At 65.7% G+C, this 25,168-nt stretch carries 27 protein-coding genes; 15 read left to right on the top strand and 12 right to left on the bottom strand.

Annotation, left to right across the window (positions count from 1 at the left end):
- Positions 1–81 precede the first annotated feature (81 nt).
- The 5 genes from ACTJJK_RS10605 to ACTJJK_RS10625 all read right to left on the bottom strand — a co-directional run bounded on the left by ACTJJK_RS10605 (position 82) and on the right by ACTJJK_RS10625 (position 3,207).
- Positions 82–561, bottom strand: a complete 480-nt coding sequence (locus ACTJJK_RS10605; RefSeq protein WP_223620021.1) for a hypothetical protein — start codon at positions 559–561, stop codon at positions 82–84.
- Positions 562–652: 91 nt separating this feature from the next.
- Positions 653–1,309 (bottom strand): hypothetical protein, encoded by a 657-nt coding sequence (locus ACTJJK_RS10610; RefSeq protein ID WP_440730170.1) that lies wholly within the window; start codon positions 1,307–1,309, stop codon positions 653–655.
- Positions 1,310–1,350: 41 nt separating this feature from the next.
- Complete coding sequence (locus ACTJJK_RS10615; protein ID WP_223620023.1) at positions 1,351–1,638, bottom strand: helix-turn-helix domain-containing protein; 288 nt, start codon at positions 1,636–1,638, stop codon at positions 1,351–1,353.
- A gap of 147 nt (positions 1,639–1,785) precedes the next feature.
- On the bottom strand, positions 1,786–2,082 hold the full coding sequence (locus ACTJJK_RS10620; protein WP_031370022.1) for a hypothetical protein: 297 nt from the start codon (positions 2,080–2,082) through the stop codon (positions 1,786–1,788).
- A 201-nt stretch (positions 2,083–2,283) separates the two neighbouring features.
- Positions 2,284–3,207, bottom strand: a complete 924-nt coding sequence (locus ACTJJK_RS10625; protein ID WP_440730171.1) for a hypothetical protein — start codon at positions 3,205–3,207, stop codon at positions 2,284–2,286.
- A gap of 200 nt (positions 3,208–3,407) precedes the next feature.
- On the opposite strand from ACTJJK_RS10625, the gene ACTJJK_RS10630 reads away from it, so the two are divergent.
- Both ACTJJK_RS10630 and ACTJJK_RS10635 read left to right on the top strand, forming a co-directional pair.
- Complete coding sequence (locus ACTJJK_RS10630) at positions 3,408–3,836, top strand: VOC family protein (RefSeq protein WP_031370020.1); 429 nt, start codon at positions 3,408–3,410, stop codon at positions 3,834–3,836.
- Between the two features lie 517 nt (positions 3,837–4,353).
- On the top strand, positions 4,354–5,517 hold the full coding sequence (locus ACTJJK_RS10635; protein WP_440730172.1) for a M23 family metallopeptidase: 1,164 nt from the start codon (positions 4,354–4,356) through the stop codon (positions 5,515–5,517).
- Positions 5,518–5,652: 135 nt separating this feature from the next.
- Here the strand turns inward: ACTJJK_RS10635 and ACTJJK_RS10640 are convergent, their stop codons facing one another.
- Both ACTJJK_RS10640 and ACTJJK_RS10645 read right to left on the bottom strand, forming a co-directional pair.
- Positions 5,653–8,085 carry a S8 family peptidase gene (locus ACTJJK_RS10640; RefSeq protein ID WP_440730173.1) on the bottom strand — a complete coding sequence of 811 codons (2,433 nt, stop codon included), beginning with the start codon at positions 8,083–8,085 and terminating at the stop codon, positions 5,653–5,655.
- A gap of 350 nt (positions 8,086–8,435) precedes the next feature.
- Positions 8,436–8,978, bottom strand: coding sequence for a hypothetical protein (locus tag ACTJJK_RS10645; protein WP_223620027.1), 543 nt, complete (start codon positions 8,976–8,978; stop codon positions 8,436–8,438).
- Between the two features lie 504 nt (positions 8,979–9,482).
- On the opposite strand from ACTJJK_RS10645, the gene ACTJJK_RS10650 reads away from it, so the two are divergent.
- Together ACTJJK_RS10650 and ACTJJK_RS10655 are read left to right on the top strand one after the other, a co-directional pair.
- Positions 9,483–11,279 carry an alpha/beta fold hydrolase gene (locus ACTJJK_RS10650; RefSeq protein WP_440730174.1) on the top strand — a complete coding sequence of 599 codons (1,797 nt, stop codon included), beginning with the start codon at positions 9,483–9,485 and terminating at the stop codon, positions 11,277–11,279.
- A 354-nt stretch (positions 11,280–11,633) separates the two neighbouring features.
- A complete protein-coding gene (locus ACTJJK_RS10655) occupies positions 11,634–12,167 on the top strand; it encodes a hypothetical protein (protein ID WP_031370015.1) in 534 nt (177 codons plus the stop codon).
- Between the two features lie 108 nt (positions 12,168–12,275).
- On the opposite strand, the gene ACTJJK_RS10660 is transcribed toward ACTJJK_RS10655, so the two are convergent.
- Positions 12,276–12,476, bottom strand: coding sequence for a hypothetical protein (locus tag ACTJJK_RS10660; RefSeq protein ID WP_031370014.1), 201 nt, complete (start codon positions 12,474–12,476; stop codon positions 12,276–12,278).
- 197 nt (positions 12,477–12,673) lie between these two features.
- Positions 12,674–13,150: a YybH family protein gene (locus ACTJJK_RS10665; RefSeq protein WP_161786048.1), complete on the bottom strand. Its 477-nt coding sequence runs from the start codon at positions 13,148–13,150 to the stop codon at positions 12,674–12,676.
- A 507-nt stretch (positions 13,151–13,657) separates the two neighbouring features.
- Here ACTJJK_RS10665 and ACTJJK_RS10670 point away from each other — a divergent pair.
- From ACTJJK_RS10670 to ACTJJK_RS10695, 6 genes are all read left to right on the top strand, one after another.
- On the top strand, positions 13,658–14,605 hold the full coding sequence (locus ACTJJK_RS10670) for a lipase family protein (RefSeq protein ID WP_223620029.1): 948 nt from the start codon (positions 13,658–13,660) through the stop codon (positions 14,603–14,605).
- A 138-nt stretch (positions 14,606–14,743) separates the two neighbouring features.
- Positions 14,744–15,028: a putative hemolysin gene (locus ACTJJK_RS10675; protein WP_223620030.1), complete on the top strand. Its 285-nt coding sequence runs from the start codon at positions 14,744–14,746 to the stop codon at positions 15,026–15,028.
- Positions 15,029–15,233: 205 nt separating this feature from the next.
- A complete protein-coding gene (locus ACTJJK_RS10680) occupies positions 15,234–15,815 on the top strand; it encodes a hypothetical protein (RefSeq protein ID WP_223620031.1) in 582 nt (193 codons plus the stop codon).
- Positions 15,816–16,015: 200 nt separating this feature from the next.
- Complete coding sequence (locus ACTJJK_RS10685; RefSeq protein ID WP_440730175.1) at positions 16,016–16,525, top strand: hypothetical protein; 510 nt, start codon at positions 16,016–16,018, stop codon at positions 16,523–16,525.
- Between the two features lie 164 nt (positions 16,526–16,689).
- Positions 16,690–17,508, top strand: coding sequence for a hypothetical protein (locus tag ACTJJK_RS10690; RefSeq protein WP_440730176.1), 819 nt, complete (start codon positions 16,690–16,692; stop codon positions 17,506–17,508).
- A gap of 135 nt (positions 17,509–17,643) precedes the next feature.
- Positions 17,644–18,534 (top strand): LysR family transcriptional regulator, encoded by an 891-nt coding sequence (locus tag ACTJJK_RS10695; protein WP_223620033.1) that lies wholly within the window; start codon positions 17,644–17,646, stop codon positions 18,532–18,534.
- A gap of 56 nt (positions 18,535–18,590) precedes the next feature.
- On the opposite strand, the gene ACTJJK_RS10700 is transcribed toward ACTJJK_RS10695, so the two are convergent.
- Positions 18,591–19,217, bottom strand: coding sequence for a TetR/AcrR family transcriptional regulator (locus tag ACTJJK_RS10700; protein ID WP_440730177.1), 627 nt, complete (start codon positions 19,215–19,217; stop codon positions 18,591–18,593).
- 68 nt (positions 19,218–19,285) lie between these two features.
- Here ACTJJK_RS10700 and ACTJJK_RS10705 point away from each other — a divergent pair, with 68 nt between their 5' ends.
- Entirely contained in the window at positions 19,286–19,714 is a 429-nt protein-coding gene (locus tag ACTJJK_RS10705; protein WP_031370004.1) for a VOC family protein, read from the top strand.
- A gap of 482 nt (positions 19,715–20,196) precedes the next feature.
- Here the strand turns inward: ACTJJK_RS10705 and ACTJJK_RS10710 are convergent, their stop codons facing one another.
- Entirely contained in the window at positions 20,197–21,060 is an 864-nt protein-coding gene (locus ACTJJK_RS10710; protein WP_440730178.1) for a DUF1684 domain-containing protein, read from the bottom strand.
- Positions 21,061–21,216: 156 nt separating this feature from the next.
- A complete protein-coding gene (locus tag ACTJJK_RS10715) occupies positions 21,217–21,510 on the bottom strand; it encodes a cyclic-phosphate processing receiver domain-containing protein (RefSeq protein WP_031370002.1) in 294 nt (97 codons plus the stop codon).
- Between the two features lie 122 nt (positions 21,511–21,632).
- Here ACTJJK_RS10715 and ACTJJK_RS10720 point away from each other — a divergent pair, with 122 nt between their 5' ends.
- The 4 genes from ACTJJK_RS10720 to ACTJJK_RS10735 all read left to right on the top strand — a co-directional run bounded on the left by ACTJJK_RS10720 (position 21,633) and on the right by ACTJJK_RS10735 (position 24,986).
- Positions 21,633–22,775, top strand: a complete 1,143-nt coding sequence (locus tag ACTJJK_RS10720; RefSeq protein ID WP_081930492.1) for an alpha/beta fold hydrolase — start codon at positions 21,633–21,635, stop codon at positions 22,773–22,775.
- Between the two features lie 155 nt (positions 22,776–22,930).
- Positions 22,931–23,545 (top strand): hypothetical protein, encoded by a 615-nt coding sequence (locus ACTJJK_RS10725; protein ID WP_440730179.1) that lies wholly within the window; start codon positions 22,931–22,933, stop codon positions 23,543–23,545.
- A gap of 181 nt (positions 23,546–23,726) precedes the next feature.
- Positions 23,727–24,017, top strand: coding sequence for a PAAR domain-containing protein (locus tag ACTJJK_RS10730; protein ID WP_051884237.1), 291 nt, complete (start codon positions 23,727–23,729; stop codon positions 24,015–24,017).
- Positions 24,018–24,392: 375 nt separating this feature from the next.
- Positions 24,393–24,986: an HAD family hydrolase gene (locus tag ACTJJK_RS10735; protein ID WP_440730180.1), complete on the top strand. Its 594-nt coding sequence runs from the start codon at positions 24,393–24,395 to the stop codon at positions 24,984–24,986.
- Positions 24,987–25,168: the final 182 nt, after the last annotated feature.

Genomic DNA, 25,168 nt, shown 5'->3' on the forward strand with positions numbered 1-25,168 from the left:
ACGGGTTCGCCGTGAGGCCGGTCCGGATAATGGGCGATGGAATGATCGGCGCGGAGCTTCGTGGCGATCGCGCCTGTGCAGTTACGAATCGACCGCGAACGCACCGAAGAGCACGCCGTCGCCGTTGGCGGGCAGCGAGCAGACGACCGAAACGAAGCCCCAGTAGCTGACGCTAGATAGCGGCGCCAGTTGGTCGTACTTGGCCAGGCTCGTGGTGAAGCTGTAGGAACTGAGGAAGTCCCCGTTGTAGTTGTAGGCATAGACCGTGCAACTGGTCGACGCGCCGTTTCTATTGCTGCCGTCGACGTAGAAGTTCTGGCCGGGCCCGGTGACGGGATGTCGGGCGATGGGGCAGATGACGTAGCGCGCGGCGGCGTTCAGATTCCTGACGCCGTAGCTCCAGTAGTCGATATCCAGGGCGTCCGCGGCGTTGTAGTTCTTGCAGGCGCTGCCGTGAGTGCTGACATTCTGGGATGTGGCGGCATCGGCATGGCCGGCGACCGCGCTGGCCAGCAGGCCCGCGCTCAACGACAGGCCGAACATGATTGCTTTGGCTTTCATGAGATCACCTCGTGTGGTCGGTTGACGAACTTGCTGTCCCCCTGTCTCCCCTGTTGCCTCCTGCGCGTAAAGGCGGCAGTGTCGGCCCGAGTCAGTGTTTGGATGCCGTGGCGTCGCTCAGTTCCGGCCCCATCAGATAGAGCACCATCCTGGACTGGCCGTTGCGGCTTACGATGGCCTGGCCCGCCATGCGCGGCAATGCGTCGGCGAACTGTTGCGCCCACAGCGGAAGTTGCTTGTGCAGATGGCCAGAGCCGTCGTCGCTGACTTCTATCCGGCACATACTCGATCGGCATTGAACGTCGTGCGCCGCTTCGCGCATCGCATCGGTTCGTTCGATGGCGTTCCATACGCGCGATGTGGTGTGCGACGCCCAGACCGGATCGACATGCTCGAGCTGGAAAGCGGACTGGAGCCGGGCGATGTAGGCGGCGTGGCGCCGAGAGTCCTGCTCGGCCTGCCTTCTCGCGTCGATGGACAGAACGCCGACCGGACTCTGTTCGGTCGATGCCTGCACGTCGGTCGAGAGGCGCTTCAGGCCGGCCACCTGGGCCTGCAACGCAACCACCTGATCCTGCATACGCTCGATCCGCGCTGCGTCGCTGCCTGCGGTTTGCGAACGCGCCTTCGCCTTCGCTGCGCTCTCTTGGAAGGACGTTGCGGATTCAGGGGCGAGAAGCCGGAGCGCCACCAGGCCAACGGCACTGAGTGCGGCGCAAACCGTCCACAGGAGTAATGAACTTTTCATGGAACAGCATGTACCAGAATCGCAAGCTCAACGCATGTCGCTCAAAAAACGACACCGCCCAAGTTGCGCACCGCCTCGCTCCAGATCGTCGCGACCAGTTTGCGCCGCGAGGTCAGGCCGGTCTTATGGTAGACGCGCTGCCACATTGTACGAATGGTGGATATCGAACAACCCAGCAAGGCGGCGATCTGTTTGTCTTCGGCGCCGCAAACCGCGGCCAGCAACACCGATCGCTCCATCGGGCTCAGTTGCGCGTACTTGCCCCGGGCGGCCTCATGGAGCAGGTCGCTTTGAACGAGGAGACCGATGCGTGCGGTAGCCGACCACATCCGATGTTCGAAGAGTCTGCCGGAGACACCTATCCAACGCATGCGTTCGCATGGACAGGACAGACCGATGCGTCGAGACGGGAGGGAGACTTATATTTGTGATAACGGTCTCCGGCCCGGGGGCGATTCGGATGTCAGCGAATCGGTTCAGGGAACATAACTGCATGTGACGCTCACCGCACTTTGAGCGGCGGAGAACTGCATCTCGTTCGGGGTGGCGGTGCGGCTGGTCCAACTGTCGCTGCGATAGTCGTAGATGGCGTCGAGATACACGGCATCGTCCACGCCGAACTTGATCACGGCGTTGGCGCTGAGCGTGACCGTGAAGCTCTTTCGGTCCTGGCCCAGCGTATAGCTTTGATTGATGACGCCTTCGGAATAGATGGTCCACTCCTGGTCGGCTCTGGTGTCGTTGTAGATAAAAAGAGTCTTGTTTCTGGACATCGGACGCTCCCATCGGCAATCGCGGAAAGGCAGGACGCGCTGCAAGGTTCGCCATCGCCCGCAGCCGCGCCTGGTCGGAACAGGCGCTAAAGCGCCTCGTCCGTTGCCTGTTGGAACGTGGGCCAGGCCGGTGCGTGAACCCGCCGGGGAGTTTCCTCGCGGTCCGCTTGCGTCTGCGATGATGCGGCCGCTGCGGTCCGATCAGTAGTCTTTCAGTTCGCCGAGCGGGATGCGCTGGATGTGCGTGCGCGGTTCGACGCCGCTGTCGCGGTAGTCGTCGGCGGCGCTTTCGTAGGTCACCCAGACTTCGTTGTCGATGACGTTGATGCCTTCGGCGTAATGGTCGAGACGGTAGACGCTCTGCGCATCCTTGGCCGCTTCGAGTCGGAAGTTCGCGCCGTTGCCGGTGAACTGCTGAAAGACCAGCTCGCGCGGCGATTCGTCCTGGCCGCCGAAGGAGGTGCTGAAGAGCAGGCCGCGCTCGGTCGCGGTCACGCCCTGGGCGTAGTAGGGCGTCTCGGCCGGGGCGCTGGGGTTGACGAACTCGCCCTTGGCGCCGATATCGAAACGCACCAGGCTGGGTTTGCCGTCGAAATCCTGTTTGGCCTGGTCCGAGCCGAAGCCGTTCGGGTCGACCGCGAACTGGCCGACATAGGCCTTGCCGTCCTTGACGGTCAGGTAGCTGGCGTTGCTGCCCTCCGGCATGCGGTTGATCCACACCGGCTCGACCGAGCCGCCGTTCTGGGCGGCGTCGACGTCTTCGCGCCGATACACGTAGACCGATTCCGTATCGGCCAGGTACACGAACTTGCCGTCGGTCGCCACGCCGCCGCCCTTGTCCGGCGCGATCGCGCACAGGTTCTCGGCGCTGCCGCCGTCGAGCTTGACGTGCTTGACCTCGGGGCCGCCGTCCTTGTTCTGGATCGACAACAGGACGCCGTCGTCCTTGTTGTAGTAGGTCGTCAGGACTTGCCGACGCTGGGCATCGTAGCCCTGGCCCTGCGGGATGAACTCGCCGACGTGGATCAGCTCCGGGCCGTCGGGCAGGGTGGGGCGAGCGGATTCTTGGACGGGAGCCGACGTCTGGGGAATCCAGGCGCTGCCGCTGGTGCCGGAGACGTGCATGGGAAGGCTCCTCTCGCCGACAGGCACTGCCGATGCGGGCACTTTAGGCCGCGCCCGCCGCGGGCACAGCTAGGGTTGCCCCTATCGAAACGTCATCTTCAACGCGGTTTCTTGATACCGGTCGTAAAACAGGCAAGGATTCAGGCCCGATCCGCCGGTTCTGGGGCGGGCACGACTACATGACGACGGGAGAGGCGAACATGGAAACGCAGGAACTGCACCGCGGCCGTTTGATCGATCACATCCAGTTGGTGGTGCGCGACATCGAGGCGAGCCGCAAGTTCTACACCGCGGTCTTCGCCGCCTTGAAAGTGCCGATAGCCGGTAGCGGCGACGATCATTTCTGGGCCGACGAGTTGTTCGTGTCGACCGCCGACAGCCCGGCCGCCCAAGGCAGCCTGACCGGGCGCCATCACCTCGCGTTCCAGGCGCAGGACTGGGCGATGGTCGATGCCTTCCACCGCGCCGCGATGACCAACGGCGGCAAGGACAACGGTTCGCCCGGAGGCCGCGACTATCACCCCGGTTATTACGCCGCGTTCGTGCTTGACCCGGACGGCAACAACATCGAGGCGGTGTATCACGGCGAAGCCGAGCGCAGCGCGCCTTCGGTGAAGATCACCTTCTGAAGCGCACCACCCGGCCCGCAGCGCACACGGCGGGGTTTGCGGCGATGGCGCGGATATCGCGCCATCGCCGCATTCAAGCGAAACCGGTTTCCCGTCCGGAAAACCCGGGCGAGCGCTTGCGATGAATGCGCGTTCGTGCAGTGCGGCGCACGCGGCTCGATGAAGTTTCAAACAGCGAAAATCACGCATCGTGAATACGGGCTAATGTGCTTTGTGCGCAGCGTATGCGCCGTCGATTCGCAGGGGATGAAATCTCGATACGCGACTGACATCGAATACATCTGCAGCGACTCGCTGCCATATGACGATTCGAAATGAAGGAAGTGCAGGAGCAGTCTCACCGCAAGTGAGCAACTGCGCTGCGATCGCACGACAGCGTTGTTGACGAACCCTAGAGTCGGGACATCGCATCACTCAGGGTGGCCGATGCGAACGAGAAAGCACACTGCGCTCGATGCCGGATCTGTCGTTGCGGACAGGGCATGCACGCCACCCCACATTCGACGAGAGCGATACGATGAAGGCGATTTCTAAAGCACGACTGGGGTTGTTGGCCTGCTGTATCGCAGCGGCCATCGGCGGCACGGCGACGGCCGGCGGGCGCGATGCGAACGCCGCTGCCGGGTTGAGCGGCCAGGACCTGGTGTATTCCTACGACGAGATGTTCGACTTCGACACCGCGGCCTATCTGGCCAAGCACGCGCCGCATCTGGTGCGGCACAGCGAGTCGATTTCGCACTGGGCCGGTTACAGCAGCATCAGCCCGAAGGTGTTGATCGCGCTGATGGAGCAGCAGAGCGGCGTGGTGTCGCGTCAGCGCGCCAGCGCCGATGCCATGCGCCGTCCGTTCGGCAAGCTGTCGACGGCGAAGGATTTCAATGGCCAGACCCGCGAGATCGCCACGGCCTTGCGCCAGGCTCTGTACGAGCAAGAAGACGCGTCGCTGGCGCCGCAAGGCCGCGTGCCGCTGGCGCGCAGCAATCCCTTGCAAGCCCTGTACCTGCAGGCTGGCGAGAGCCAGGCCAGTGCCGCGCTGCGCGGCGATGGCGAGTTCCAGCAGGTCTACGGCCGCTTGTTCAACGAGCCGCGCAAGGCAGTGCCGGCGTCGGCGCGTTTCGCCGATACCAGCGACGTCAACGCCCTGGCCGGGCCGGCCAACGGTTTCCTGCAGTTCCCGTACCCGCGCGGCGCGTCCTGGCATGTCGGCGGCGCGCACACCAACACCGGCTCGGGCAATTACCCGATGTCGTCGCTGGACATGTCGCGCGGCGGTGGCTGGGGCAGCAACCAGAGCGGGAACTGGGTGTCGGCCTCGGCCGGCGGCTCGTTCAAGCGCCATTCCTCGTGCTTCGCCGAAGTGGTGCACAGCGGCGGTTGGTCGACGACCTACTACCACATGATGAACCTGCAGTACGGCACCGGCGCGAGCGTCGCCGCCAACAGCCGTATCGGCAACCCGGCCAACACCCGCGCCCAGGCGCTGTGCAACGGCGGTGCCTCCACCGGCCCGCACGAGCATTGGTCGCTGAAGTACAACGGCAGCCACTATCACCTCAACGGGGTATATCTGTCGGGCTTCCAGATCACCGCGCTGGGCAGCAGCTACGACACCAACTGCAGCCGCTTCTATCTGAGCAAGAACGGCTCGCGTTATTGCTCGGGTTATTTCACCAACCCCTGAGCGAAGCCGCGCATCCGGCGAGCTCGTCGCCATCGCGAACGAGCCCGCCGGGTGGATTTTCGCGTCCGCCCGAAGCCGACGCGGCTTCGGGCGGATCCGTTTGCGGCGCCGTGCCCGACGAAGCGCATCGAGGCTTCAGCGTTTTTTAGCCGCTGCCGGTCTGACCGCCATCGCCGGCTTGGCCTTGCCGGCGTAGCCGCGGTTGAGGCATTGCCAGGTGATGCGACCGACTTCCTCGCCTTCGAACAGTTGGCGGATGGCGATGCTGGCGCCCTGCATCTGTTCGGGCTTGGCGCCGCGCACCAGGAAGCGCGCCGGCAGGCGCGCGCCGCGCGGCAGCGGCAGGCCGCACAAAGGCAGGCGCGGCAGGCCCGGCAAGGCGATGGTGGCGCGATCGCCTTTACGCGGTACATCGACCTTCCAGGGCACCCGGGCACCGATGCGTCGGGCGAGGTCGCGCGGCAGTTCCAGGTGCACCGTGACGCCCTTGGGCAAGCGCCGCACGATCTCGAAATCGAAGGCGCGGGCGCGATCGGGCGTGCCGGTGATCAGGAACGGCAACGACAACCAGGCCTGCGGATCCGGCGGCGGGTCGACGACGTTGAAGTTGCGCCAGGTGATGTTGTTGTGGGCGCGGATGTAGTCGCGGAAGGCATCCCAGTCGAAGTTGGGCGGACCGGGCGGCAGCGGCGGCGCGGCGTCGCTCGGATGGTCGAGGCTGGCGACGAAGCAGTAATGGCCGGGCGCGGGGATGTCGGCTTGCGGCCAGGTGATCGCATCGGCGACCACCAGGGTGTCGCCCATCGGCACGTCGACCGGCGCCGAGGTGCCGATCAGGTTCCACAGGTCCGGGGTCAGCAAGGTCGCGACCGGGCTCCAGTACACCGTCGCGCGGACGTCGTCGGCATCGGCGGCACCGCGATTGCGCATGCGCACGTAGAGGAAATTGTCCTGCCCGGTTTCGGCCTCGTGGCCGAGGGTGTTGCTGTTCTCGGTGCCGCTGCCTTCGCCGAAGGCCGCATCGGGGTTGGCCACCGCGGTCGGGCGCAGGATCACGTCGGGGCTGGAGCTGATGGCGCCGGTGGACGGCACCACGCCGCTGTCGCCGACGGCGTCGCGCAGGTAAACATCGGGCACCAGGCCCAGGGTGTCCTCGATGATCGCGCGCAGGTCCGGCATTACGCCGATGGCGCCGGCCACGCCGCCGCCCTGCGGGGTATTGATCGCCGGGTCGGACAGCAGGCTGCGCATCTGCCCCGGCGACAGGCGCGTGCCGGTCGTCGCGGCGTACATGCCCTGGGTGACGAGCGCGGCGCCGGTGACGATCGGCGAGGCCGAACTGGTGCCGTTGAAACCGGCGGTGTAGGTGCGGTTGTCGTCGCCGCCGCCGTTGTCGAGATCGCCGTAGGCGCAGGTGGTGACGTTCTCGCCCCAGGCATAGCAGTCCACGCGCGAGCCGAAGCTGGAGAAACCGGCGCGGTTGTGCGGCAGCGCAGACAACGCCGCGCCGACCACGATCGCGCCGGAATCGCGGAAATCGGCGCTGGCGCGGTTGAATACCTGGAAACCGCCGCCGTCGGTGTAGGCGTCGAGGTCGTTACTGCCGTTGCCGGCGGCTTCGACCACGATCACCCCCAGGGCGCTGGCCAGGCGGATCGCATCGAAATCGGCGTTGTCGACTTCCGTCAGGATGGCGCCGCCGCGTTGCACTTCCAACAACAGCACGTCGCCGACCGCCATGCTCGGCAGTGCGGCGACGATCGCATCGGCCACGTGCAGGTTGGTGTCGGTGCCGGCGTCGTAATGCGAGGTCACCCGCACCGAGCCCACGTCCGGGGCGATGCCGACCACGCCGAGGGTGTTGTCGATGCCGGCGATTTCGCCGAGCACGGCGGTGCCGTGATTGCCCTTGTAGGTGCTCACACCATCGCGGTTGTCGCCGAAGATCAGGCTGGGCGCGTGCCCGACCAGGTCTTCGTGGCCGAGGAACCAACCTTGTTCGAGGTCGACCACGCCGATGCCGCCGCCGGTGCCGTTGGCCTGGGTCCAGGCCCAGCGCGCGTCGATACCGGTCGGAGCGGCATCCAGGTAGTCCTGGCCGGCGCAATACGGGTCGTCGGCGTCGTTGACCGGTTCGGTGACTTCGAGTTCGCGGTAGGCGTCTGCGATTTCGGCGAGCCGGCGCAAGCGTGCGACCAGGGCTTCGGCGTCGTCGGGACGATGGCGCAGATCCAGGCGCCAGTAACCGGTCAGGCTGCGCAACGGCGGAAACGGCGATTGCGCGGCGCGGCGCTCCATTTCGATCAAGCGCTTGGCATCGACGCTGCGGATCACCGGCCGGGTCGATTCGACCGTCGCCTCTTCCAGCAACTTGGACAGCGCCACCAGCTTGTGCTTGCGTGCGAGGCTGCGCAGGTCTTTGTCGGAACCCGGCGCAATGCGATCGGACAAACGCAGGATGACGAAGCCGCTGTAGCGCGGCGTCGGCGAAGCGGTGGGCGGATGTTGCGGTGGACGCGTCGGACCGGCCGCGCAATGCGGCGCGGGCGTGCAGTGTCTGGATTTCATCGGACCTCTCCTGGTGGCGACCGCAGTCCTGCGCGCTGGTTGGCGATGACGCATGCGGACGTCCGTGTTTCTGCGGCCGGTGAAACAGGGCGAGCCGAGCAGTCCAGTGAAGCCGGCCGTTCTCCGCGGCCGCCGAAGAGACGCTGCGCGCGGCTCCTCACCGGAAGCGAACGCCAAGACCCGAAGCGGGCGGCCAAACCGGGCCTGTCCTCGGCCGGCGGAGATCCGCATTCCTCGACGCAACACCGTCGCACTCGCACCTGCGAAGCCTGTGCTCCGGAAAAAGCAAAGGCGGCCGTAGCCGCCTTTGCGCCGTGCCTATGGCGGAACGACCGCCGCCACGCATGCCGTCACGGCGGCAGCTTGGTGCCCTGGTCGGCGATCGCGAGCCACTTGCGGCCGTCGTGGCTGTAGGTGACGCCGGTCAGGGCTTTCTGGCGATAACCGATACGCGGGATCTCGTAGACGGTTTCGTACAGGATGTAGGCCGAGTTGCAGCCGTCGACCACGCGATAGCGTTCGGTCCAACTCCACTTGGCTTCGCGGTTGGTGAAGTGGCCGGCCAATGCGGTCATGATCGCGTCGATGCCGATGCGCACGCCGCCGCTGTCGAACACGGTGATGGCGCGTTCGTCGTGGATGGCGCGGAAGGTTTCGGCGTCGTAGTCGCGGAAGGATTCCATGTCGGTGCGCTGGGCGACGTCGAACTGGCGGGCGCAGATGCGGGTGAGGATGTCGCCGACCCAGCCGGACGCGGCGGGTTGCGGGGCGCTGCTTGCGGCTGCGTTGCTTGCAGGGGCCGCGGCGAACGCCATAGGGGCGGTGGACAGGGCGAGCATGGACACGGCGATCAGCGCCGACGTGCGGGCAGAGCGGGGAGTGCGGTGGGTCATCGTCTTGTCTCGGTGGTTGGGACGATGGCGACCTTAGGTGCGCCAGCGGTTCCAATGGAGGCCCAATCGGTTGACGAGCGATGGAGCCAATTTGCGACCTGGGAGGAAGATGTTGAACGATTCCTTCGAGCCTGCGTTTGCACTCGCGTCCGTCGTGGCATGGATTGCCGGTTGCAGCGTATTTCCTGCACTTTCGCCGTGCTCCGGTTGTTCCGTCTGCGCGCTTTCGACAAGGCGGTCTGACCGGAGTCAGCCTGCTTCCACGTTGAATGAATCGGCGGGCTCGATCGGCGAGGGTATGTTCCTCGGTGCCGTTCGGTCCCGCGCCGAATGCAGCGACGCGGTCCCGAGGTTTCGGCCCCGGGCCATCCGTGCGTGCGTCCGCGCCGCAAGCGTCCGCGAGAGCGAGAGCGATGGCCGCCGGGCCGAATCGGGCGCGGCATTCATTGCAGGGTTCCGCGGATTTCGCTGCGGAGCAGCGTCGTGACTCAGCCAGGGGGCGGGATGAACACGCAAGTCGAGGAGCGTTCGCGGACGTTGGTGGTACTGCTGCACGCCTATATGCACACTGCGGCCAGGCTAGAGTCGGTGCAAGCCCTGGTGCGCGGCGCCTGGCCGGATGCGGAAATCTATTGCCCGGAGCTGCCGGCATCGCGCTTGTCGATGGCGGATCCAAACGAGATCGTCGCAGGCTTGTTGACGGAGATCGATCGCAAATACGCCCAGGCCTACGCTCAGGCCACGCCCTACGGCAATATCGTGCTGGTCGGGCACAGCCTCGGCGCGCTGCTGGCGCGAAAACTTTACGTGGTGGCCTGCGGCGAAGTCGAAGGCGCTCCGTTCGAGGCCGTGTTCAAGCCGGCATCCGCCGACGAAGCGGCACTCGTTCCGGCGCGGCCCTGGGCCGGCTGCGTGTCGCGGATCGTGCTGCTGGCCGGCATGAACCGCGGTTGGCGCGTGTCGCATCACCTCAGCCTCGCCAACGCGCCGGTGTGGAGCCTGGGCAGCTTGTTGTGCCATGTCATCCATGCCTTCAGCCGGCGCTGGCCCTTGGTCTTCACCTTTCGCCGCGGCGCCGAATTCATCACCCAATTGCGCATCCAGTGGTTGCTGATGCGCCGCCGCGCCAGCCGCACCGGTCCATCGATGCAGGGCGATGCGAGTGCGCCGGCCGCGCCCGGCAGCGCCTTGACGATCCAGTTGCTGGGTTCGCGCGACGACATGGTTGCGCCCGAAGACAACGTCGATCTCGTCTCGGGAGGCGATTTCGTTTACCTCGACGTGCCTCATTCCGGGCATGCCGACATCATCGACATGGCCGACCCGATCGTCGGCGCGGGCCGCACCCGCGCCTTCGTGCTGGCCTTGCAAGCCGACAGCGCGCAACTGCGGCGCGAAGCCGTGGTGCCGTCCGACGAGCGTTTCGCCGCGCCCGACGAGAGCATCGAGCGCGTGGTCTTCGTCATGCACGGCATTCGCGACGTCGGCTACTGGACTCACAAGATCGCGCGCCGCATCAAGCAACGCGCCGGCGACCGCCTGGCCACCTGGGCCACCGAGACCTCCAGCTACGGCTATTTCCCGATGCTGCCGTTCCTGTTCCCGTGGTATCGGCGACAGAAAGTGGAATGGCTGATGGACCAGTACACCGAAGCCCTGGCGCGTTATCCGAACGCGAGCTTTTCCTATGTCGGACACAGCAACGGCACCTATCTGCTGGCCCGCGCGCTGGAGCTGTATCCCTGCTGCCGTTTCGATCGCGTCGTGTTCGCCGGCAGCGTGGTGCGCCGCAGTTACGACTGGCGGCGCTTCCTCGACGGCAAGCGGCCGAGGGTCCGGGGCGTGCTCAACTTCGTCGCCACCGGCGACTGGGTGGTGGCGTTCTTCCCGAAATTCTTCCAGTTCTTCAGGCTGCAGGACCTCGGCAGCGCCGGACACGACGGCTTCCTCCTCTCGCAACCGGATGCCGGCGTCAGCCAGGTGACCTACGTCAAAGGCGGGCACGGCGCGGCGATCGTGGAGTCGGTATGGAACGTGATCGCCGGCTTCGTCGTCGACGGACGCGTCGACATGGACGAGATCCAGCCGGTGCCGAGGCGGCAGAATGTGTTGGTCAAGGCGCTGGGGTTATTTCCGCCGTTGGTGTGGCTGGTGTTGATCGCGGCGGCGTATTTTCTTTGGCAGGGCATTGCGGCGGCGATCTGCCTGCTCGGCATGGCGCCGGCGACGCAGGCCTTCGTCACCGGCTTCTCGTTCGCGCTGTATCTGTTGCTGCTGTGGTTGGTGGTGACGCGGGTCTAGTCCCTGCTTCACTACGGACGGCTGCGAACGGGCGTGCTTGCCCAAGCGTGTTTGCCAAAACGTGCTTGCCCAATCGGGCGGCTGTCGCGCGGGAGGACGCGTCCGCGCCGCTCGACGGCCCACCGAGTTACCATGCACGGCGGCCGCAGGCTGGTTTCCTTTCCGCGGCTCCTCAAGGGCTCGCGCATCGTCCACGGGCACCGATCCCGTCCCGCTGGATACCCCGGCGGCACGGCGTCGTGTCGGTGCGGGGATCCCGACCCGGCCGCGCAAGCATCGCTCCGGTTCCCCACGGGTGGCGCTCAGGCGCCGCTGCGCATCGGACGCATCTCTCATCAGCAAAAGGACATTGTCTTGAAGAAACTCAATCGCCTCGTTTCGATCTGCTTGTTGGCCTTCCTCGCTGCCGCCTGCAGCAGCGGTGGACGCAGCACCATGACCGCCGAGGAATACCTGGAGCAGAACGTCTCGGTGTGGAACTCCGCCAGCACGCCCGCGGTCCGCTGGCTCGGCGGCGATCGCGCCGACGAGTTCAGCAAGGTGCTGCAGACGCGCAAGGGCATGAGCCGCTATCAGCCCCAGTTCGCCGGCCTGCGCCGCGAGCTGGCCGCCAACACCACGGTGACGCAGGCGTTTCCGCCGCCGGAGGACGCCGCTGCGCTGCACGCGAGCATGCTCGACTACCTCAAGAGTGTCGACGCAGCGTTCGCCAAGCTGGAAGAAATGGGCAAGCTGCCCGACGGTTACAGCGATCAGCAGTTCGGTTCGCTGGGCACCGACATGGAGCGCCTGATCGGCGATGTGGATAGCAAGGCCATCGCCTGGAATGCGGCGCAGGAGGCCTACGCCAAGCAGCACGGCGTCACTTTGCGCGAAACCGGCGGCTGATCGGTCCGGCCTTGGGTTCGGTGCGCATTTCGATAAAGAAAGGCCCGCCATTCGGCGGGCAGGCGCACTTCGATTAAGAAAGGCCCGCCATTCGGCGGGCCTTTGCGTTCAAGCGCTATGGCAGGGCTTGGAGCACCAATAGCAGCCGTTGGTCTGGGCGAAGTAGCGTTTAGCCGCGACCACCGCCGATTGGCAATGCAGGTAATACCCCAGATCTTGTTTGTTGAACGGCACGAACGGGCAGTCGGAGCGATGCACCTCGTGGTTTCCGTTCGGCTGTGCGTTGCGGTTCACGTAATAGACGTACATGGCGGCCTCTGCGATCCCATGGCATTCCCGAATGCCTGGATACGTCACCTGCATCGCAATGCCTGCGACGATGAGCCCTCGGACCGCCGGGCGCGATGCAGGCCCGGAACCGGAAGCGTACAGCAGTGCGCCGCCATTCTTGCTTCACACCCTTGCGGCAGGCCCCGCCGGAGCCTGCCGCTTATGGCCTGCCTGGTTTACGGTTTGGCGATCGGCGTGGTGGTGTCGGCGCTCAACCGCCATTGACCGCGCACCCGCGCCCAGTTGGCGACATCGATCGCGTGCAGGGTGATGCCGGCCGAGGGAATGGTGAATTCGATGCGGTCGACGACCACGGCGCTGGAGCATTGGCTGATCGTCTGCGCCAGCAGGGTACGCTTGAACACATACTCGTTGGCCATCACCGCGCGATAGAAGGCAGTGATCGCCGGCTTGCCGTTGAGCACCTGGCCGAGGCTGTTGACCTGGACCGCATCTTCGGCGAAACCGGCCATGAAACGATTGAGATCGCGCCGGGCGAAGGCATCGCCAAGCGCTTCGGAGGTGCGTTCGAACTCGCGTTCGCAGTGACGGTGCTGCGCCGCCATCGGGTCCTGCGCCGCCGCGGCGAACGGAGTCAAACCGGACAACGCGAGCGTCATGCCGAGAGCGGCCATCGAAGTACGACTCTTCATGTTCGGTCCTTGCTGGAGTGGTTGGAGACTGAACGTTATCGAAGGCGTTCGCGCGACGATGTACCCGGATCGCGAAAGGAACTGACCGAGTTGCTCAATGCGCGATGCGTCGTTGAGCGTGGTGAGCCGACGGCGAAGAGTTCCTTTGTCTGATGCATTCCTCCTCTGGAGTTCGGGGGCCGACGCGATTCCCTCCGCGAAGAGCTTCCCCTTTGATGAGGGGGCAGGGGGATCGGCTCTCGATCGAAAGAGCCGGCCGCTCGGATGCCAATAGCGAAGCCCCGCGCTGTGCAGCGAGATCGAACGTCCTTGCGCTGTCGGAAGCCACGCTCCATCGCAGATCGCCACCCCGGAATCATGCGTCCGGTCACAATTTTTATGGCCGATCCCTCGCCGATGTGGATGCGAAGGCGACATCGTGGCCGGTCGTCGGACCCCATTGCGTGCTGTGGTGGCGAGAGCGGTGCGGTCGGCTGCTCGCATCTGCCTACCGAGAGGAAAAATCCGATGACCACCGATTCCACGAACGCATCCACCCAAGCGACGCTCGACGCAACGCTGACGATCGCACTCGCCGTAGCCTCGAAGGCCGCTTACGACTACTACCAGGGCCAGCCGTTCCAGTCGCCCGAGGGCTATCAGCAGATCGACGCGTGGACCGGTTGGGACGCCTTCCTGATCAGCGGCTCGGAAGAGAAGTACGGGCTGGTGTTCCAGTCGATCGCCGACCCCGGCACCTTTATCTTCGCGTTCCGCGGGACCGACTCGGACATGGACATCTACGAGGACGTACGTTTCCTCACCACCGAGTTCGTGCCGAGCAGCGGCACGGTCGCGCCGACGCCGCATGTCGCCTCGGGCTTCTACAGCATCTACGACGACAAGGGCGGTTCGATGGCCCAGTCGATGCGGCAGCAACTGTTCGCCTTGTTGGCCAAATACACGCCGAGCGAGCTCTACGTCACCGGTCACAGCCTGGGCGCCGCGCTGAGCCAGTTGTTCTCGCTCGACCTGGCGGTCAGCCAGCCGATGAGCACGACCAACATCAATTTCTCCAGCCCGATGGTCGGCACCCTCGACTGGCAGACCGCCTATAACGCCAGCATCCCGGCGGCGAACAGCATTCGCGTCTACAACTATTGGGACTACGTGCCGACGCTGCCGCCTAGCGACCTGGGTTTCCATGCGGTGGGTTCGGCGTTCCAGACCGCTTTCTACGTCAAAGGCGAGTGGTTTCCGCACGAATTGTCGCGGCACTCGGTGGTCAACCTGACCACGGTGCTGAGCCACGCCTTGCCGGCGAATCCGCAGCAGTGGGTCGGCCAGTTCCCCGATTACATCCAGCCCAAGTGGACGATGCTGAGCAAGCTGCCGCCAGCCGGCGGCGACGTCAGCTGGGTCGACAAAATCGGCGAGCACATGCGCTTCGAGCGCTCGTTGCGCGCGGCCGCCTGAGCCGCCCGCAGCCGGAAGGATGCGGCGGGCCCCGGGGCCCGTTGCATCCACCGGCGGCCTCGATCGCGCCTACGCGTCTTGACCGGGCCTTGTCGGGCGGCGGGTATAGTGAGGCCTCGTTTCCCCGAGGCCCTCGCCATGCAAAACCTGCCCCGTTTCGCCCTGTTGCTGACCGCCATGATGGCCTTGGCCGCCTGCGCCACGCCGGCCGACACCACGCCCGCCGATAGCGCGGCCAGCCTGACCCCGAAGATCGGCATGCCGAACCCGGCCTCGGTGCATTGCAAGGACCTGGGCGGCACGCTTGAGATCCGCACCGGCAAGGACGGCGGGCAATTCGGTGTATGCACCTTGCCCGACGGCAAGGTCTGCGAGGAGTGGGCGCTGTTCCGCGACAAGAAGTGCGTGACGCCGAGCGAGTAAGCCCGGCGGTGCCCATGCCGGTCGACACCGGCATGGGAGCCCGGAGCCGGGCGCACACGGCCAGGCGATCCTGGCCGATCCGGCGGGTGGCGCCCCGGGGCTGGTTGCGGACGGCTACGGATGCCCGGCCGATTGGATCGGATGCGGCGGCGCGCTATCGTAGCGGCGAAGGATCGTCTGCACTGGCCACCAAGGAGAGCGCCCGATGTCACGTACCAACGCAACAAGCCTGCTGAGCATGGCTGTCGTCTTGCTGATGGCGTCGCCCGCGAGCGGGGCGCTGGAGAAGGCGCGCATCGACCAGGCCGTCAAAGCCCAGATGGCCATGTTCTACAGCGACGACATCGTCCAGGAGCGTTTCTCCAGTCGTGCGCAAGCCGCCGACCTGGACGGCGACGGCAAGGAGGAAATCCTGTTCCTGGCCACCGCCCGTTGCGTCGGCGCGAACTTCGACTGCCCCAACGAACTCGTCGTGCTGGTCGCCGGCCCGCCGGCGCCGATCGTCTCCGCCTTGAGCCCCGACGAATTGGCGCTGCGCGATGCGGCGGCGCGCACCGGCTATCGCTTCGGCCATAACGAACAGGTCCCGGGCGAAGTCGAACGCATACGCGTCCTGAATCGCCAGGTCGAAGTGTCGTTCCTGGTCAAAGAGGATTCGCCGATCTGCAAGCGTCTTTATACGACCGGGAACGGCGAGCAGAAGGAGACCATCCATTGCCCCGATCCCGGCCGCTATCGTTGGAGCTACCGTTGGACCGGTGGAAAACTGGTGAAAGCCCAGCCCTGACAGCCGCTGTCCAGAAAGCCAATGAATTCATCCATCGAACGTTTCGCCGAGACCGCGCGCGATTCGTTCGCGATCGCTCGGCCGCAAGCCCAGGGTAGGAGCAGCGCAAGCTGCGACCACGGCCATGCGCGCGGCGGCGAAGCGGCCTGCGACCGGAATCATCACGGTCGCGGCTTGCCCCGCTCCTACCCAGGAGCGCGATGAACCGGCTCGGGTGGATGCTCGCGGCATTGGTGCTGATGCCGATGACGGTGCAGGCGCATGTCGACCGCGTTCTGCATCGACGCTCCGACGGCAGCGTCGCGGGTGTTCCGCAGCGGTTCGGCCCGGTCGCTTTCGACCTGCGATTTCCCGAAAACCAACCGCCGCTCGTCACACTCAGGATCGGTCCGAACGCCATCAGGCTGCCGAACTGCATTGCCGAGCTGATCAAGGCGCGGCGTGTCGAGGATATCGAACTGAGTGGTTCCTGGTATCACGAACAAAGCAACATTCCGTACTACATCTCGGTCGATTTCTATGCGCCGGGCGTCAAGCACGAGCAGATGTCGGGTGACTACGTCAACGTGCTTTTCAGCCTGCACGATGCGCGTGTCCTGTCGATCGGCGAACTGAGGCCCGGATGGCTGTGGTTCGGACCGCGCTATCGCCAATTAGAGCCCGAGCAACTATGTCGCAAGCACGAGCTGCGTTCGGCGCGGTTGCGGTGAGCCTCTGTCGAATGCCTAGGCGAAACTCGATGGGTGTGATTCGACTTGCCCTGAAGCGCCTGGTTCTGGCGGCGGTGCTGGCGGCTTGCACCGGTTGCGATGGCTCGGGTAGTGACCCGGCTCACCGTGAGGGATCGGACAAAAAACCAGCCGTACAGCAGCGCGTGCCGGCCGGCCAAGCCCCGGTCGAGGTCTTCGAGACCGAGCATTACGCGATAGCGACCACGGCGACGCCGGAGCAGACCCGGGCCATCGGCGCAGCGGTCGAAAGCCTGCATCGGGCCTATAGCGGGTTCTTCGCCAAGGAGCTCGCCGCCAATCGTGAGCCGGGCAGGCTGCAACTGCGCCTGTACCGTAACCGCGGCGAGTTCGTCGCCCATAACCGCAGCATGCCTTGGGCCGAGGCCTATTACCGTGCGCCGATCTGCCACGCCTATTACTCGGGCGGCGGGCAGAACCCCTATCACTGGATGGTCCACGAAGCGACCCATCAGTTGAACAACGAAGTCGCCGGCTTCAAGAACCGGCGCTGGATGAACGAAGGGCTGGCGACCTACTTCGGTGCGAGCCGAATCGAGAACGGCGTGCTGCTTCCCGGCACCGTCGATGCGACGGCGTATCCGATCTGGTGGCTGACCCGGATTCCGTTGAGCGGCGATCTCGGCCGCGACATCGCGCAGCGCCGCTGGATACCGCTGCGCGACCTGCTCGCCGACACCGGGCCGGAGATCGGCCGTCATCTCAATCTGTACTACGTCGAGTACTGGAGCCTCAGTCATTTCCTGTTCCACTATGGCGACGGCAAATACGCGCAAGGCTATCGGGCGCTGATCCGCGAAGGCGGTTCGCCGGAGGCGTTCGAACGACGGATCGGGCCGATCGATCGCGTGCAAGAGGAGTGGTACGGCTACTTGCGCGACAGACAAGCCGAGGCCGCGGTGCGGACGCCGGACGAGGCCTGGTTCGTGCCCGCGGGCGGTTAGCGTTCCGAAGCCGTCGCGTTCGGTTGCTACACTCTCGGGCGACGGCTTGAATCGCCGACCTGACACCGCTCGAATCGTCGTTCGCATGCGATTCGCCGGGCGCAACACCCCTGTTCGCATTCATACGGAGCCGCGATGGCCCATCCCCGGATCAATCTCGGTTCGCTGAAAGTGTTCGAGGCCGCCGCGCGCGCGCTCAGCCTGACCCGCGCCGCCGAAGAACTCAACGTCACCCAGGCCGCGGTCAGCCAGCAGGTCCGCCAGCTCGAAGCGCAGTTGGGCGTGGAATTGTTCCGGCGCCTGCCACGCGGGCTCGCCCTTACCGATGAGGGCCTGGGCCTGTTGCCGGTGCTGCAGGAAGCCTTCGACCGCATCGACGATGCGCTCGACCGGGTCGGCGACGGCCTGGCGCGCGAAGTCGTGCATGTCGGCGTGGTCGGCACTTTCGCGAGCGGTTGGCTGTTGCCGCGGTTGGCCGATTTCATGCGTCGTCATGCCGCAGTCGACGTCCGCGTCAGCACCCACAACAACCGCGTCGATCCGGCCGGCGAAGGGCTGGATTACGCGATCCGTTACGGCCGCGGCAACTGGCCGGGCATGGAAAGCCGTTTCCTGATGGCGGCGCCGTTGACCCCCTTGTGCACGCCGAGCCTCGCCGCGCAATTGCGCGGTCCGGCCGATCTGTCGCGTTTTCCGCTGCTGCGTTCCTACTTCGTCGACGATTGGCGGTTGTGGTTCGAGGCGGCGCAGGTCGTGCCGAATGGGTCGGTCAACGGGCCGATCTTCGATTCGTCGGTGACGATGGTGCAATGCGCCTTGCAGGGGCTCGGCATCGCCCTGGCGCCGCCGGCGATGTTCGAGCGCGAGATCGCCGAAGGACGCTTGCTGCAACCGTTCGAGCCGATGCTCGACGCCGGTGGCTATTGGTTGACCCGGCTTGCGCTGAAGCCGGCGAGCGTCGGCGCGACGGCGTTCGCGGCCTGGCTGGAAGGCGAGTGCGGTGGCCAGGCCGGCGATAGCGCCTAGCTACTCCGGTCCGATGGATGCAGGCGTGCATCCCGTTCGTCGTCGCGGGCCAATACCTATTTACGCTTGCGCGCCGTTTTGTCGCCGCCTTTGCCGAGCGCCCGCTGCAACAACCACAGCATCGCCGCCTTGATCACTTCGGGGTCGCCGCCGGCATCGATCTCCAGGGCCGCACGATCGAACGCGGCCGAGAGCAGTTTGGACAGGGCGTCGATGGATACGTCGTCGCCGCCGCCGATTGCCGCGGAGAGGCCCGCATGCAGGGTCTCGGCCGCATTGGACTCGTCGATCGCCGCGGTCTCGGCCAGTCCGAGCACGGCCGGGCCTTCCAGCAACAGCAAACGGGTGCGGCCGGGCACGGCCATGGCCTGCAGATAGGCCTCGCTGCCGGCGATCAACGCCTCGTACGCGCCCAAGCCGGCCGGCGCCGCGGCGACGATGTCGCTGCGGACGGCCTCGGCTTCGCGTTGCAGCACGTGCCGGAACAGGTCGCGCTTATCGACGAAGTGGTGATAGAGCGCCCCGCGCGTGGTGCCGGCCGCGACCGATACCTCGGGCGTGGAGGTGTCGCCATAGCCCTTGCTGACGAACAGGGCCCGCGCGGCCTCGAGCAAGGCGTGGCGGGTGGCTTCGGTGCGTTCGCGGTTGGAGCGGGGCGATCGGGGCTGGCTAGGTTGTTGCATACATACAGCCTGTATGTTAATTTGGATTTGCATACAGACTGTATGTCAAATCCCAGAGAGCAGACAAGATGAAAGTCACCAGCTACTACCCCGTGATCATGACCCACGACGTTGCCGGCACCGCGTCTTTCTACGAGGCCCATTTCGGCTTCGTGGCCTTGTTCAACAGCGACTGGTACGTGCATCTGCAGTCGGCGCAGGACCCGTCGATCAATCTGGCCGTGCTGGACGGTCGCCACCACACCATCCCCGAGTCCGGACGCGGCCGCGTCGGCGGCCTGCTGTTGAACTTCGAGGTCGAGGATGTCGACGCGGTCCACGCTCAACTGCAGGACGCCGGCTTGCCGATTCTGTTGAGCCTGCGCGACGAGGCCTTCGGTCAGCGCCATTTCATTACCAGCGACCCGAACGGCGTGCTGATCGACATCATCAAGCCGATTCCGCCGAGCGGCGAGTTCGTCGAACAGTACGATGCGAGCGCATTGCCGGTGGTGTGATCGTACGAGCAGCCGATGCGATTCCTGCGATGGGTGCCGTGCGCAGCACAGTCTGGGCTCGCCGAGATAGCTGCGGAGGCAGCGCCTATCGGTTTGGGCGCCGCCACCGCGATGCGATCAGCAGCCCCGTCCCAAGCAGCGTCAAGGCGATGCCGACAGGTAATGCATAAGGACCCTGCGTCGGCACGATCCGCAGATAGCTATGGCTCGATGATTGCACCAGCAGTATCGGCCGATTGCCCAGAACGTCGGCGAGGATCGCGCACGTACCGGCCGCGGTCAGCGCCACGCCAGATAAGGTCAACAGGATCCGGCCGGTTCGAGCGGGTTTCGGTGTCTGCATGAGCGGGGGCGGGACTTGCTATCGGTCGAGAATGGGCGGCAAGCATAGCTGCTCGACGAAGCGGCCCGCTGCTCGCGGGCCAAGCCGGCAGTCCGGGCTTGGCCGCTTGCGCTGCCCTTTGCTCAAGCCTTGATCGCGCTTACTTCGTCTGCGGCGGATACATTTCGCCGTACTTCAGTTCGGTGTCGACGAAGCTGGTGAGGTTGATCGGGCAGTTGTAGTAGTCCGAATGCGCGCACAGGAAGCTGTAGAGCGTGTTCAAGTTGAGCGTCATCGTGTTCGGCGCTTCGCCGGCGGGGAAGTGCGTTTCGAGCACGCGGCCACCGCCGTAAGTGGTCTTCTTCGAGGTCTTGTCGGTCAGGAACAGCAGGACGTGGTTGATCTTGGTCCAGTCCTTTTCCTTATTGAAGGCGCGCAGGCGGTAGGTCTTGCCGTGCACCGGCAGTTCGATGTCGCCGATCCAGTACATCAGGCCGGTGTGGTTGCGCGAGTCCAGGTGGCTCACGCCGACCGGCACGTTCTTGCGCTTGAAGGTCGCGGTGACCACACCCTTGGGGTCGTAGGGAAAGAAGCTCAGGCTCTTGAAGCGCTGGGCCGGCAGCTTCGGGTTGTAGAGCCAGGCCTTGATCGACTTTTCGTAGACGGTGCCGCGCACGATGAGCCCGTCCGGCAGCGCCTGTTGCTGTTCCTTGGCTTTCAATAGATCGACTTCGACGAGCCCCGGGCCGCGGAGGAGGGCGCGGCCGTTCTCGTAGGAGACGCTGAACTGGCCCTTGCCGCCGGCCTGTTCGGCCCAGCGGATGTCGGCGGGCGCGCGCGCCGCTGCGAGATGCACGGTCTTGCCGGCATCGACGACGGCGACGTCCTGGATCGCATACATGCCGGTGGGGCCGCCGGCATGTTGGGTCATCGCCGCGCGGAAATCGTCCCAATCCTTGCGCGGATCGGCGATCGCGAGGCTGGGCAGGCTGAGCAACAGGATCGAGCAGAGCAAGGAGCGCATGGCGGGGTCCTGGAGTGGAAGCGTGAATGGGCGGTCGAGGACAGAGCACGCTAGTGCGGCCCGAGCGGCCGTGTGTGCGCTGTCTTGATGATCCGACGAACGGGGAGGGCGGGAATCGACAGCGGTTGTGCAGCGAGGCGGGCGGCCTATTGCGGTTCAAGCCGCGCTGGCGCGCTCGATCGCCCGTATACCGGCCTCCATGCGCAGGCGTGCGGACGGATTCGCCGAGTGCACGCTGATCGCCGGCGGCCGGAATCCGCGTGTGACGACGGCTTCTTCTATCCATACGATCACGTCGTAGCCGGTGCCGCGCTCGTCGTCGCCGAGGTCATGATCGAGGCTGATCTGACTGACTTCGCCGGTTTCGAGCAGGGCGATGGCTTCGTCGGGCCAGAACACGCGCACCCAGCCCTCGGGGGTGGTGCGTTCGTCGTCCAGATACACGCGCATCCTGCTGCCCTGTCGGGAATGAGCCGTCATGCTGCCATGGGCCGCATCGCCGTGGAATGTTCGCTGCAACCGCTCCACTCCGGCCCGTATCTCTGGTGTCTCCACAATGGAGACCGACCGAGATGCGTAGCGATTGGCAGAACAAGGCGACGAGCTGGATCGTCGCGGCGGCCCTGGGCCTGAGCGCAGTCACGAATGCCGCGGCGCAGCAGGCGGCGAAGCCGGCCAGCCGCGCCGAGGCCACTCGGCTGATCGCCGATCTGCGCCGGATCGTCACTCCGGAAGGCGTGGAGCGGGCCGAGAAGGTGAAAATCGGCGGCATCGAGCAGTGGGTGTCGATCCGCGGCGTCGACAAGCGCAATCCGGTGCTGTTGATGCTGCACGGCGGGCCGGGTTTCGTGGAAATGCCCTACAGCTGGTACTTCCAACGCGGTTGGGAGGACTACTTCACCGTCGTGCAGTGGGACCAGCGCGGCGCCGGCAAGACCTATCTGCTCAACGATCCGGCCCAGCTCGAGCCGACCATGACCCGCGAGCGCCTGGTCGAGGACACCGAGGAGATGGTGGCCTGGCTGCGCAAGGAATTCGGCAAGGACAAGATTTTCCTGCTCGGTCATTCCTGGGGCAGCGTGCTCGGTCTCGAATTCGCCCAGCGTCGCCCGCAATGGCTGCATGCCTACATCGGCATGGGCCAGGTCACCAATTCGCCGGAAAGCGAGCGCCGCGGCCTGCAGTTCGCGCTCGAACGCGCCAAGCGCGACGGCAATGCCGAGGCGCTGCGCGAACTCGCCACGATCGAGGGCTATGCGCAACCGGGCAAGCCGCTCGCGGCCAAGGACCTGTACCTGCAGCGCAAATGGCTGGGCCATTACGGCGGCGCCCTGCGCAGTCTGCAGGGCTACGACACGGTCTCGGCCGCGGTGGCGCTGGCGCCGGAATACAGCGACGCCGAGATCGCGCGCATCTGGGAGGGCAACGAGTTCTCGGAAAAGCGCTTGCTGGTCGAGGCGATGCAGCGCGACTACAGCTCGGTCCAGCGCCTGGACTGCCCGGTGATCCTGTTCAACGGCCGCGACGACTACAACGTCTCTTCCGAACTCGCGGCCGAATGGTTCGGACGCCTGCAGGCGCCGTCCAAGCAATTGGTCTGGTTCGAGCGGTCCGCGCACGTCATGTTCACCGAAGAGCCCGGCAAGACCCTGGTCTCGCTGGTGCGTTATGCCCGCCCGATCGCCGAGCGGGCCGGAGATGCCGCGCCGGAATGAGCGCTCGCGCACGGTTCCGGACATTGGCGGGCGGTCGCTTGTCCTCCTAATTCGGCCTGGCGGCGTTAGCTGGAGGAAACGTCGCGGATGCGGCGTTCCCTTCCGTTTGCGGGGCCTTGCCGAGCCGGCATCGCCCCGCCTCGCCGAGCCCGCCCATGTCGCCTTTGTTGTCCGCCGAACTCGCCTGGTACGTCACCGGACGTTTCTATCGCACGCCCGCCGGCTCGCTGGCCGATTACGGCTATTTCCTGCATCTGTCCGGCATCGAGGGTGCCTTGTTCTCCGGCGCGGTCGGCGAAACCACCGCGCACTTCACCTTCGCCGCGTGCCCGTTCGTGGCGCCCGACGTCGACAACGGCGCGCTGACGCTCGGGCTGGACCCGGCCGGCGAGTTCTCGGTGTACCTGCAGCGCGAGCCGGCCGGCGATTTCGATCGGCCCGATTCGTTCGCGCAGGGCGAACGCATCGCGACCTTCCGCCGCACCGGCCTGGTGGTCGGCACCACGCTGGCGGCGCAGATCGGCGCGACTTCGACCTCGGTGTTCGCCAACAACGTGTTCAGCGCGCGCCTGATCGACAGCTGGCCCTTCGAGTTCGGCGGCCGCCGCTACGACCTCAGCACGATCCTCGACGGCGTGACCCAGTTCGGCACCGCCGCGACCACGCCGATCGCATTTCCGGCGACGCCGCCGGCCGCGCCGATCTACGACCTGGTGCTGCCGTTCACCGGGTCGGCGATCGCCTTGTCGGCCTCGCAGCCGGGACGTTGACGATATGCGCAACTTTCGATTGCTCTCGAATACCGCGGGGAAGACCGTTCGACATGACGCGCGTCCGGAAATGCGGAACCGACGATCGCGCGGCGATTCACGCTGCGATCGTTGCGCCGTTTTCTTGCCTGAGGTCTGACCAAGTCGAGAGCGGAGGTGGGCGATGGTTCGGCATTGGATAATGGTCGGCGATACGACCAGCAGCGGTGGCACGGTGCTGACCGGTTCGACGCCGGAGCGCGCCGGCGGCTTCAGTTGGGCGCGCGTCGGCGACGAGGTGCATTGCCACGAGCACGGCCTGACGATCGTCCTGACCGGCGACCCGACCCATCGGGTCGAGGGCAGCCCGGCGGCGCGCCACGGCGACTTCTGCCTGTGCGGCTGCATTCTGATTTCCCTGCGGCAGGTGCGTTCCATCGTCGAATCCGAACGCGGTTTCGGCTTGATGCCGTACGGGCCGATGACCGATTGATGGATCGGGCCTTAGGGCGCTCAAGAGCAAATCCCCCGCGCTACAAGTCGCTTGCTTTCGGCCGATGCGCTGGGCGCTAGCCCCCTTTGTCAAAGGGGGCAAAGGTTCGGCGGCTTCGGTGTCTGAGTTCGGTGCTGTTGTTGGTTCTGAGTCGACCGACTGCCGAATCCGATTCAGCCATCTCGAACCCCATCCGAAGAGTTCCCCCCTTTGAAAAAGGGGGGCGGGGGATTTGCTCTCGATCGAGAACCACCCTTATTGAACGGCAACAGCACCCTCCCACGCTGCAGCCCAACTCAATCCGGCTAGACTTCGCCGGGCCGGCGATCGTCCATGCAAGTCATCCGCTGCCGATGACAGGGCCGCCCGGCGGGCATGGATCTGGCGCTTTTCGATTTCGACGGCACCATTACCTTCGACGAAACCTTTCCGGGCTTCGTGCGCGCCACGATCGACCGGCGTACCTTGGCCCTGGGCCAGGTGCTGCTGGCGCCGTACGTGGTCGGCTACAAGCTCGGCCTAGTGTCCGGGCTGACGGTGCGCAAGCGCATCGTGGCTTTCGGCTATCGCGGACGCCCTGAGCACGAAGTGCGTGCCGCCGGCGCGCGCCATGCGCGCGAGGTGGTCGCACGGCAGATCCGGCCGGAAGCGCTGGAGCGCATCCAATGGCATCGCCAGCGCGGCGATCGCGTGGTCGTGGTGACCGCTTCGCTGGATCTGTTCGTCGCCGCCTGGTGCGAGGACCAGGGCCTGGAGTTCATCTGTTCGTATCTGGAGTCGCGCGACGGCGTGCTGACAGGGCGCTATCGCGACCGCGACTGCTGCGGACCGGAAAAACCGCGGCGTGTGCGCGAGCGGATCGATCTGGACGACTATGCGACGGTGTATGCCTATGGCGATACCGTCGAAGACCTGGATCTGCTCGATCTGGCGCACCGCAAGTATTACCGCTGGCAGGAAGTGGCCTGAGCCGCGAGGCGCGGCGATTCGGGTATTCGCGGTTCATCGCCAGAGACCGCTGAGGTCGGATCGCGACGGTGCGCACGCGGCTTGCATCGCATTCGCGGTTTCGGGGGGGGGGGGGGGGGGGGGGGGGGGGGGGGGGGGGGGGGGGGGGGGGGGGGGGGGGGGGGGGGGGGGGGGGGGGGGGG

This window comes from Lysobacter sp. 22409 (assembly GCF_052045105.1).
Classification (GTDB): domain Bacteria; phylum Pseudomonadota; class Gammaproteobacteria; order Xanthomonadales; family Xanthomonadaceae; genus Lysobacter; species Lysobacter antibioticus_B.

Coding starts and splice junctions, on each gene's coding strand:
- ACTJJK_RS10605 (WP_223620021.1), bottom strand. CDS start 561: ATGAAAGCCAAAGCAATCATGTTCGGCCTGTCGTTGAGCGCGGGCCTG.
- ACTJJK_RS10610 (WP_440730170.1), bottom strand. CDS start 1,309: ATGAAAAGTTCATTACTCCTGTGGACGGTTTGCGCCGCACTCAGTGCC.
- ACTJJK_RS10615 (WP_223620023.1), bottom strand. CDS start 1,638: ATGTGGTCGGCTACCGCACGCATCGGTCTCCTCGTTCAAAGCGACCTG.
- ACTJJK_RS10620 (WP_031370022.1), bottom strand. CDS start 2,082: ATGTCCAGAAACAAGACTCTTTTTATCTACAACGACACCAGAGCCGAC.
- ACTJJK_RS10625 (WP_440730171.1), bottom strand. CDS start 3,207: ATGCACGTCTCCGGCACCAGCGGCAGCGCCTGGATTCCCCAGACGTCG.
- ACTJJK_RS10630 (WP_031370020.1), top strand. CDS start 3,408: ATGGAAACGCAGGAACTGCACCGCGGCCGTTTGATCGATCACATCCAG.
- ACTJJK_RS10635 (WP_440730172.1), top strand. CDS start 4,354: ATGAAGGCGATTTCTAAAGCACGACTGGGGTTGTTGGCCTGCTGTATC.
- ACTJJK_RS10640 (WP_440730173.1), bottom strand. CDS start 8,085: ATGAAATCCAGACACTGCACGCCCGCGCCGCATTGCGCGGCCGGTCCG.
- ACTJJK_RS10645 (WP_223620027.1), bottom strand. CDS start 8,978: ATGACCCACCGCACTCCCCGCTCTGCCCGCACGTCGGCGCTGATCGCC.
- ACTJJK_RS10650 (WP_440730174.1), top strand. CDS start 9,483: ATGAACACGCAAGTCGAGGAGCGTTCGCGGACGTTGGTGGTACTGCTG.
- ACTJJK_RS10660 (WP_031370014.1), bottom strand. CDS start 12,476: ATGTACGTCTATTACGTGAACCGCAACGCACAGCCGAACGGAAACCAC.
- ACTJJK_RS10665 (WP_161786048.1), bottom strand. CDS start 13,150: ATGAAGAGTCGTACTTCGATGGCCGCTCTCGGCATGACGCTCGCGTTG.
- ACTJJK_RS10670 (WP_223620029.1), top strand. CDS start 13,658: ATGACCACCGATTCCACGAACGCATCCACCCAAGCGACGCTCGACGCA.
- ACTJJK_RS10675 (WP_223620030.1), top strand. CDS start 14,744: ATGCAAAACCTGCCCCGTTTCGCCCTGTTGCTGACCGCCATGATGGCC.
- ACTJJK_RS10680 (WP_223620031.1), top strand. CDS start 15,234: ATGTCACGTACCAACGCAACAAGCCTGCTGAGCATGGCTGTCGTCTTG.
- ACTJJK_RS10685 (WP_440730175.1), top strand. CDS start 16,016: ATGAACCGGCTCGGGTGGATGCTCGCGGCATTGGTGCTGATGCCGATG.
- ACTJJK_RS10695 (WP_223620033.1), top strand. CDS start 17,644: ATGGCCCATCCCCGGATCAATCTCGGTTCGCTGAAAGTGTTCGAGGCC.
- ACTJJK_RS10700 (WP_440730177.1), bottom strand. CDS start 19,217: ATGCAACAACCTAGCCAGCCCCGATCGCCCCGCTCCAACCGCGAACGC.
- ACTJJK_RS10705 (WP_031370004.1), top strand. CDS start 19,286: ATGAAAGTCACCAGCTACTACCCCGTGATCATGACCCACGACGTTGCC.
- ACTJJK_RS10710 (WP_440730178.1), bottom strand. CDS start 21,060: ATGCGCTCCTTGCTCTGCTCGATCCTGTTGCTCAGCCTGCCCAGCCTC.
- ACTJJK_RS10715 (WP_031370002.1), bottom strand. CDS start 21,510: ATGCGCGTGTATCTGGACGACGAACGCACCACCCCCGAGGGCTGGGTG.
- ACTJJK_RS10720 (WP_081930492.1), top strand. CDS start 21,633: ATGCGTAGCGATTGGCAGAACAAGGCGACGAGCTGGATCGTCGCGGCG.
- ACTJJK_RS10725 (WP_440730179.1), top strand. CDS start 22,931: ATGTCGCCTTTGTTGTCCGCCGAACTCGCCTGGTACGTCACCGGACGT.
- ACTJJK_RS10730 (WP_051884237.1), top strand. CDS start 23,727: ATGGTCGGCGATACGACCAGCAGCGGTGGCACGGTGCTGACCGGTTCG.
- ACTJJK_RS10735 (WP_440730180.1), top strand. CDS start 24,393: ATGGATCTGGCGCTTTTCGATTTCGACGGCACCATTACCTTCGACGAA.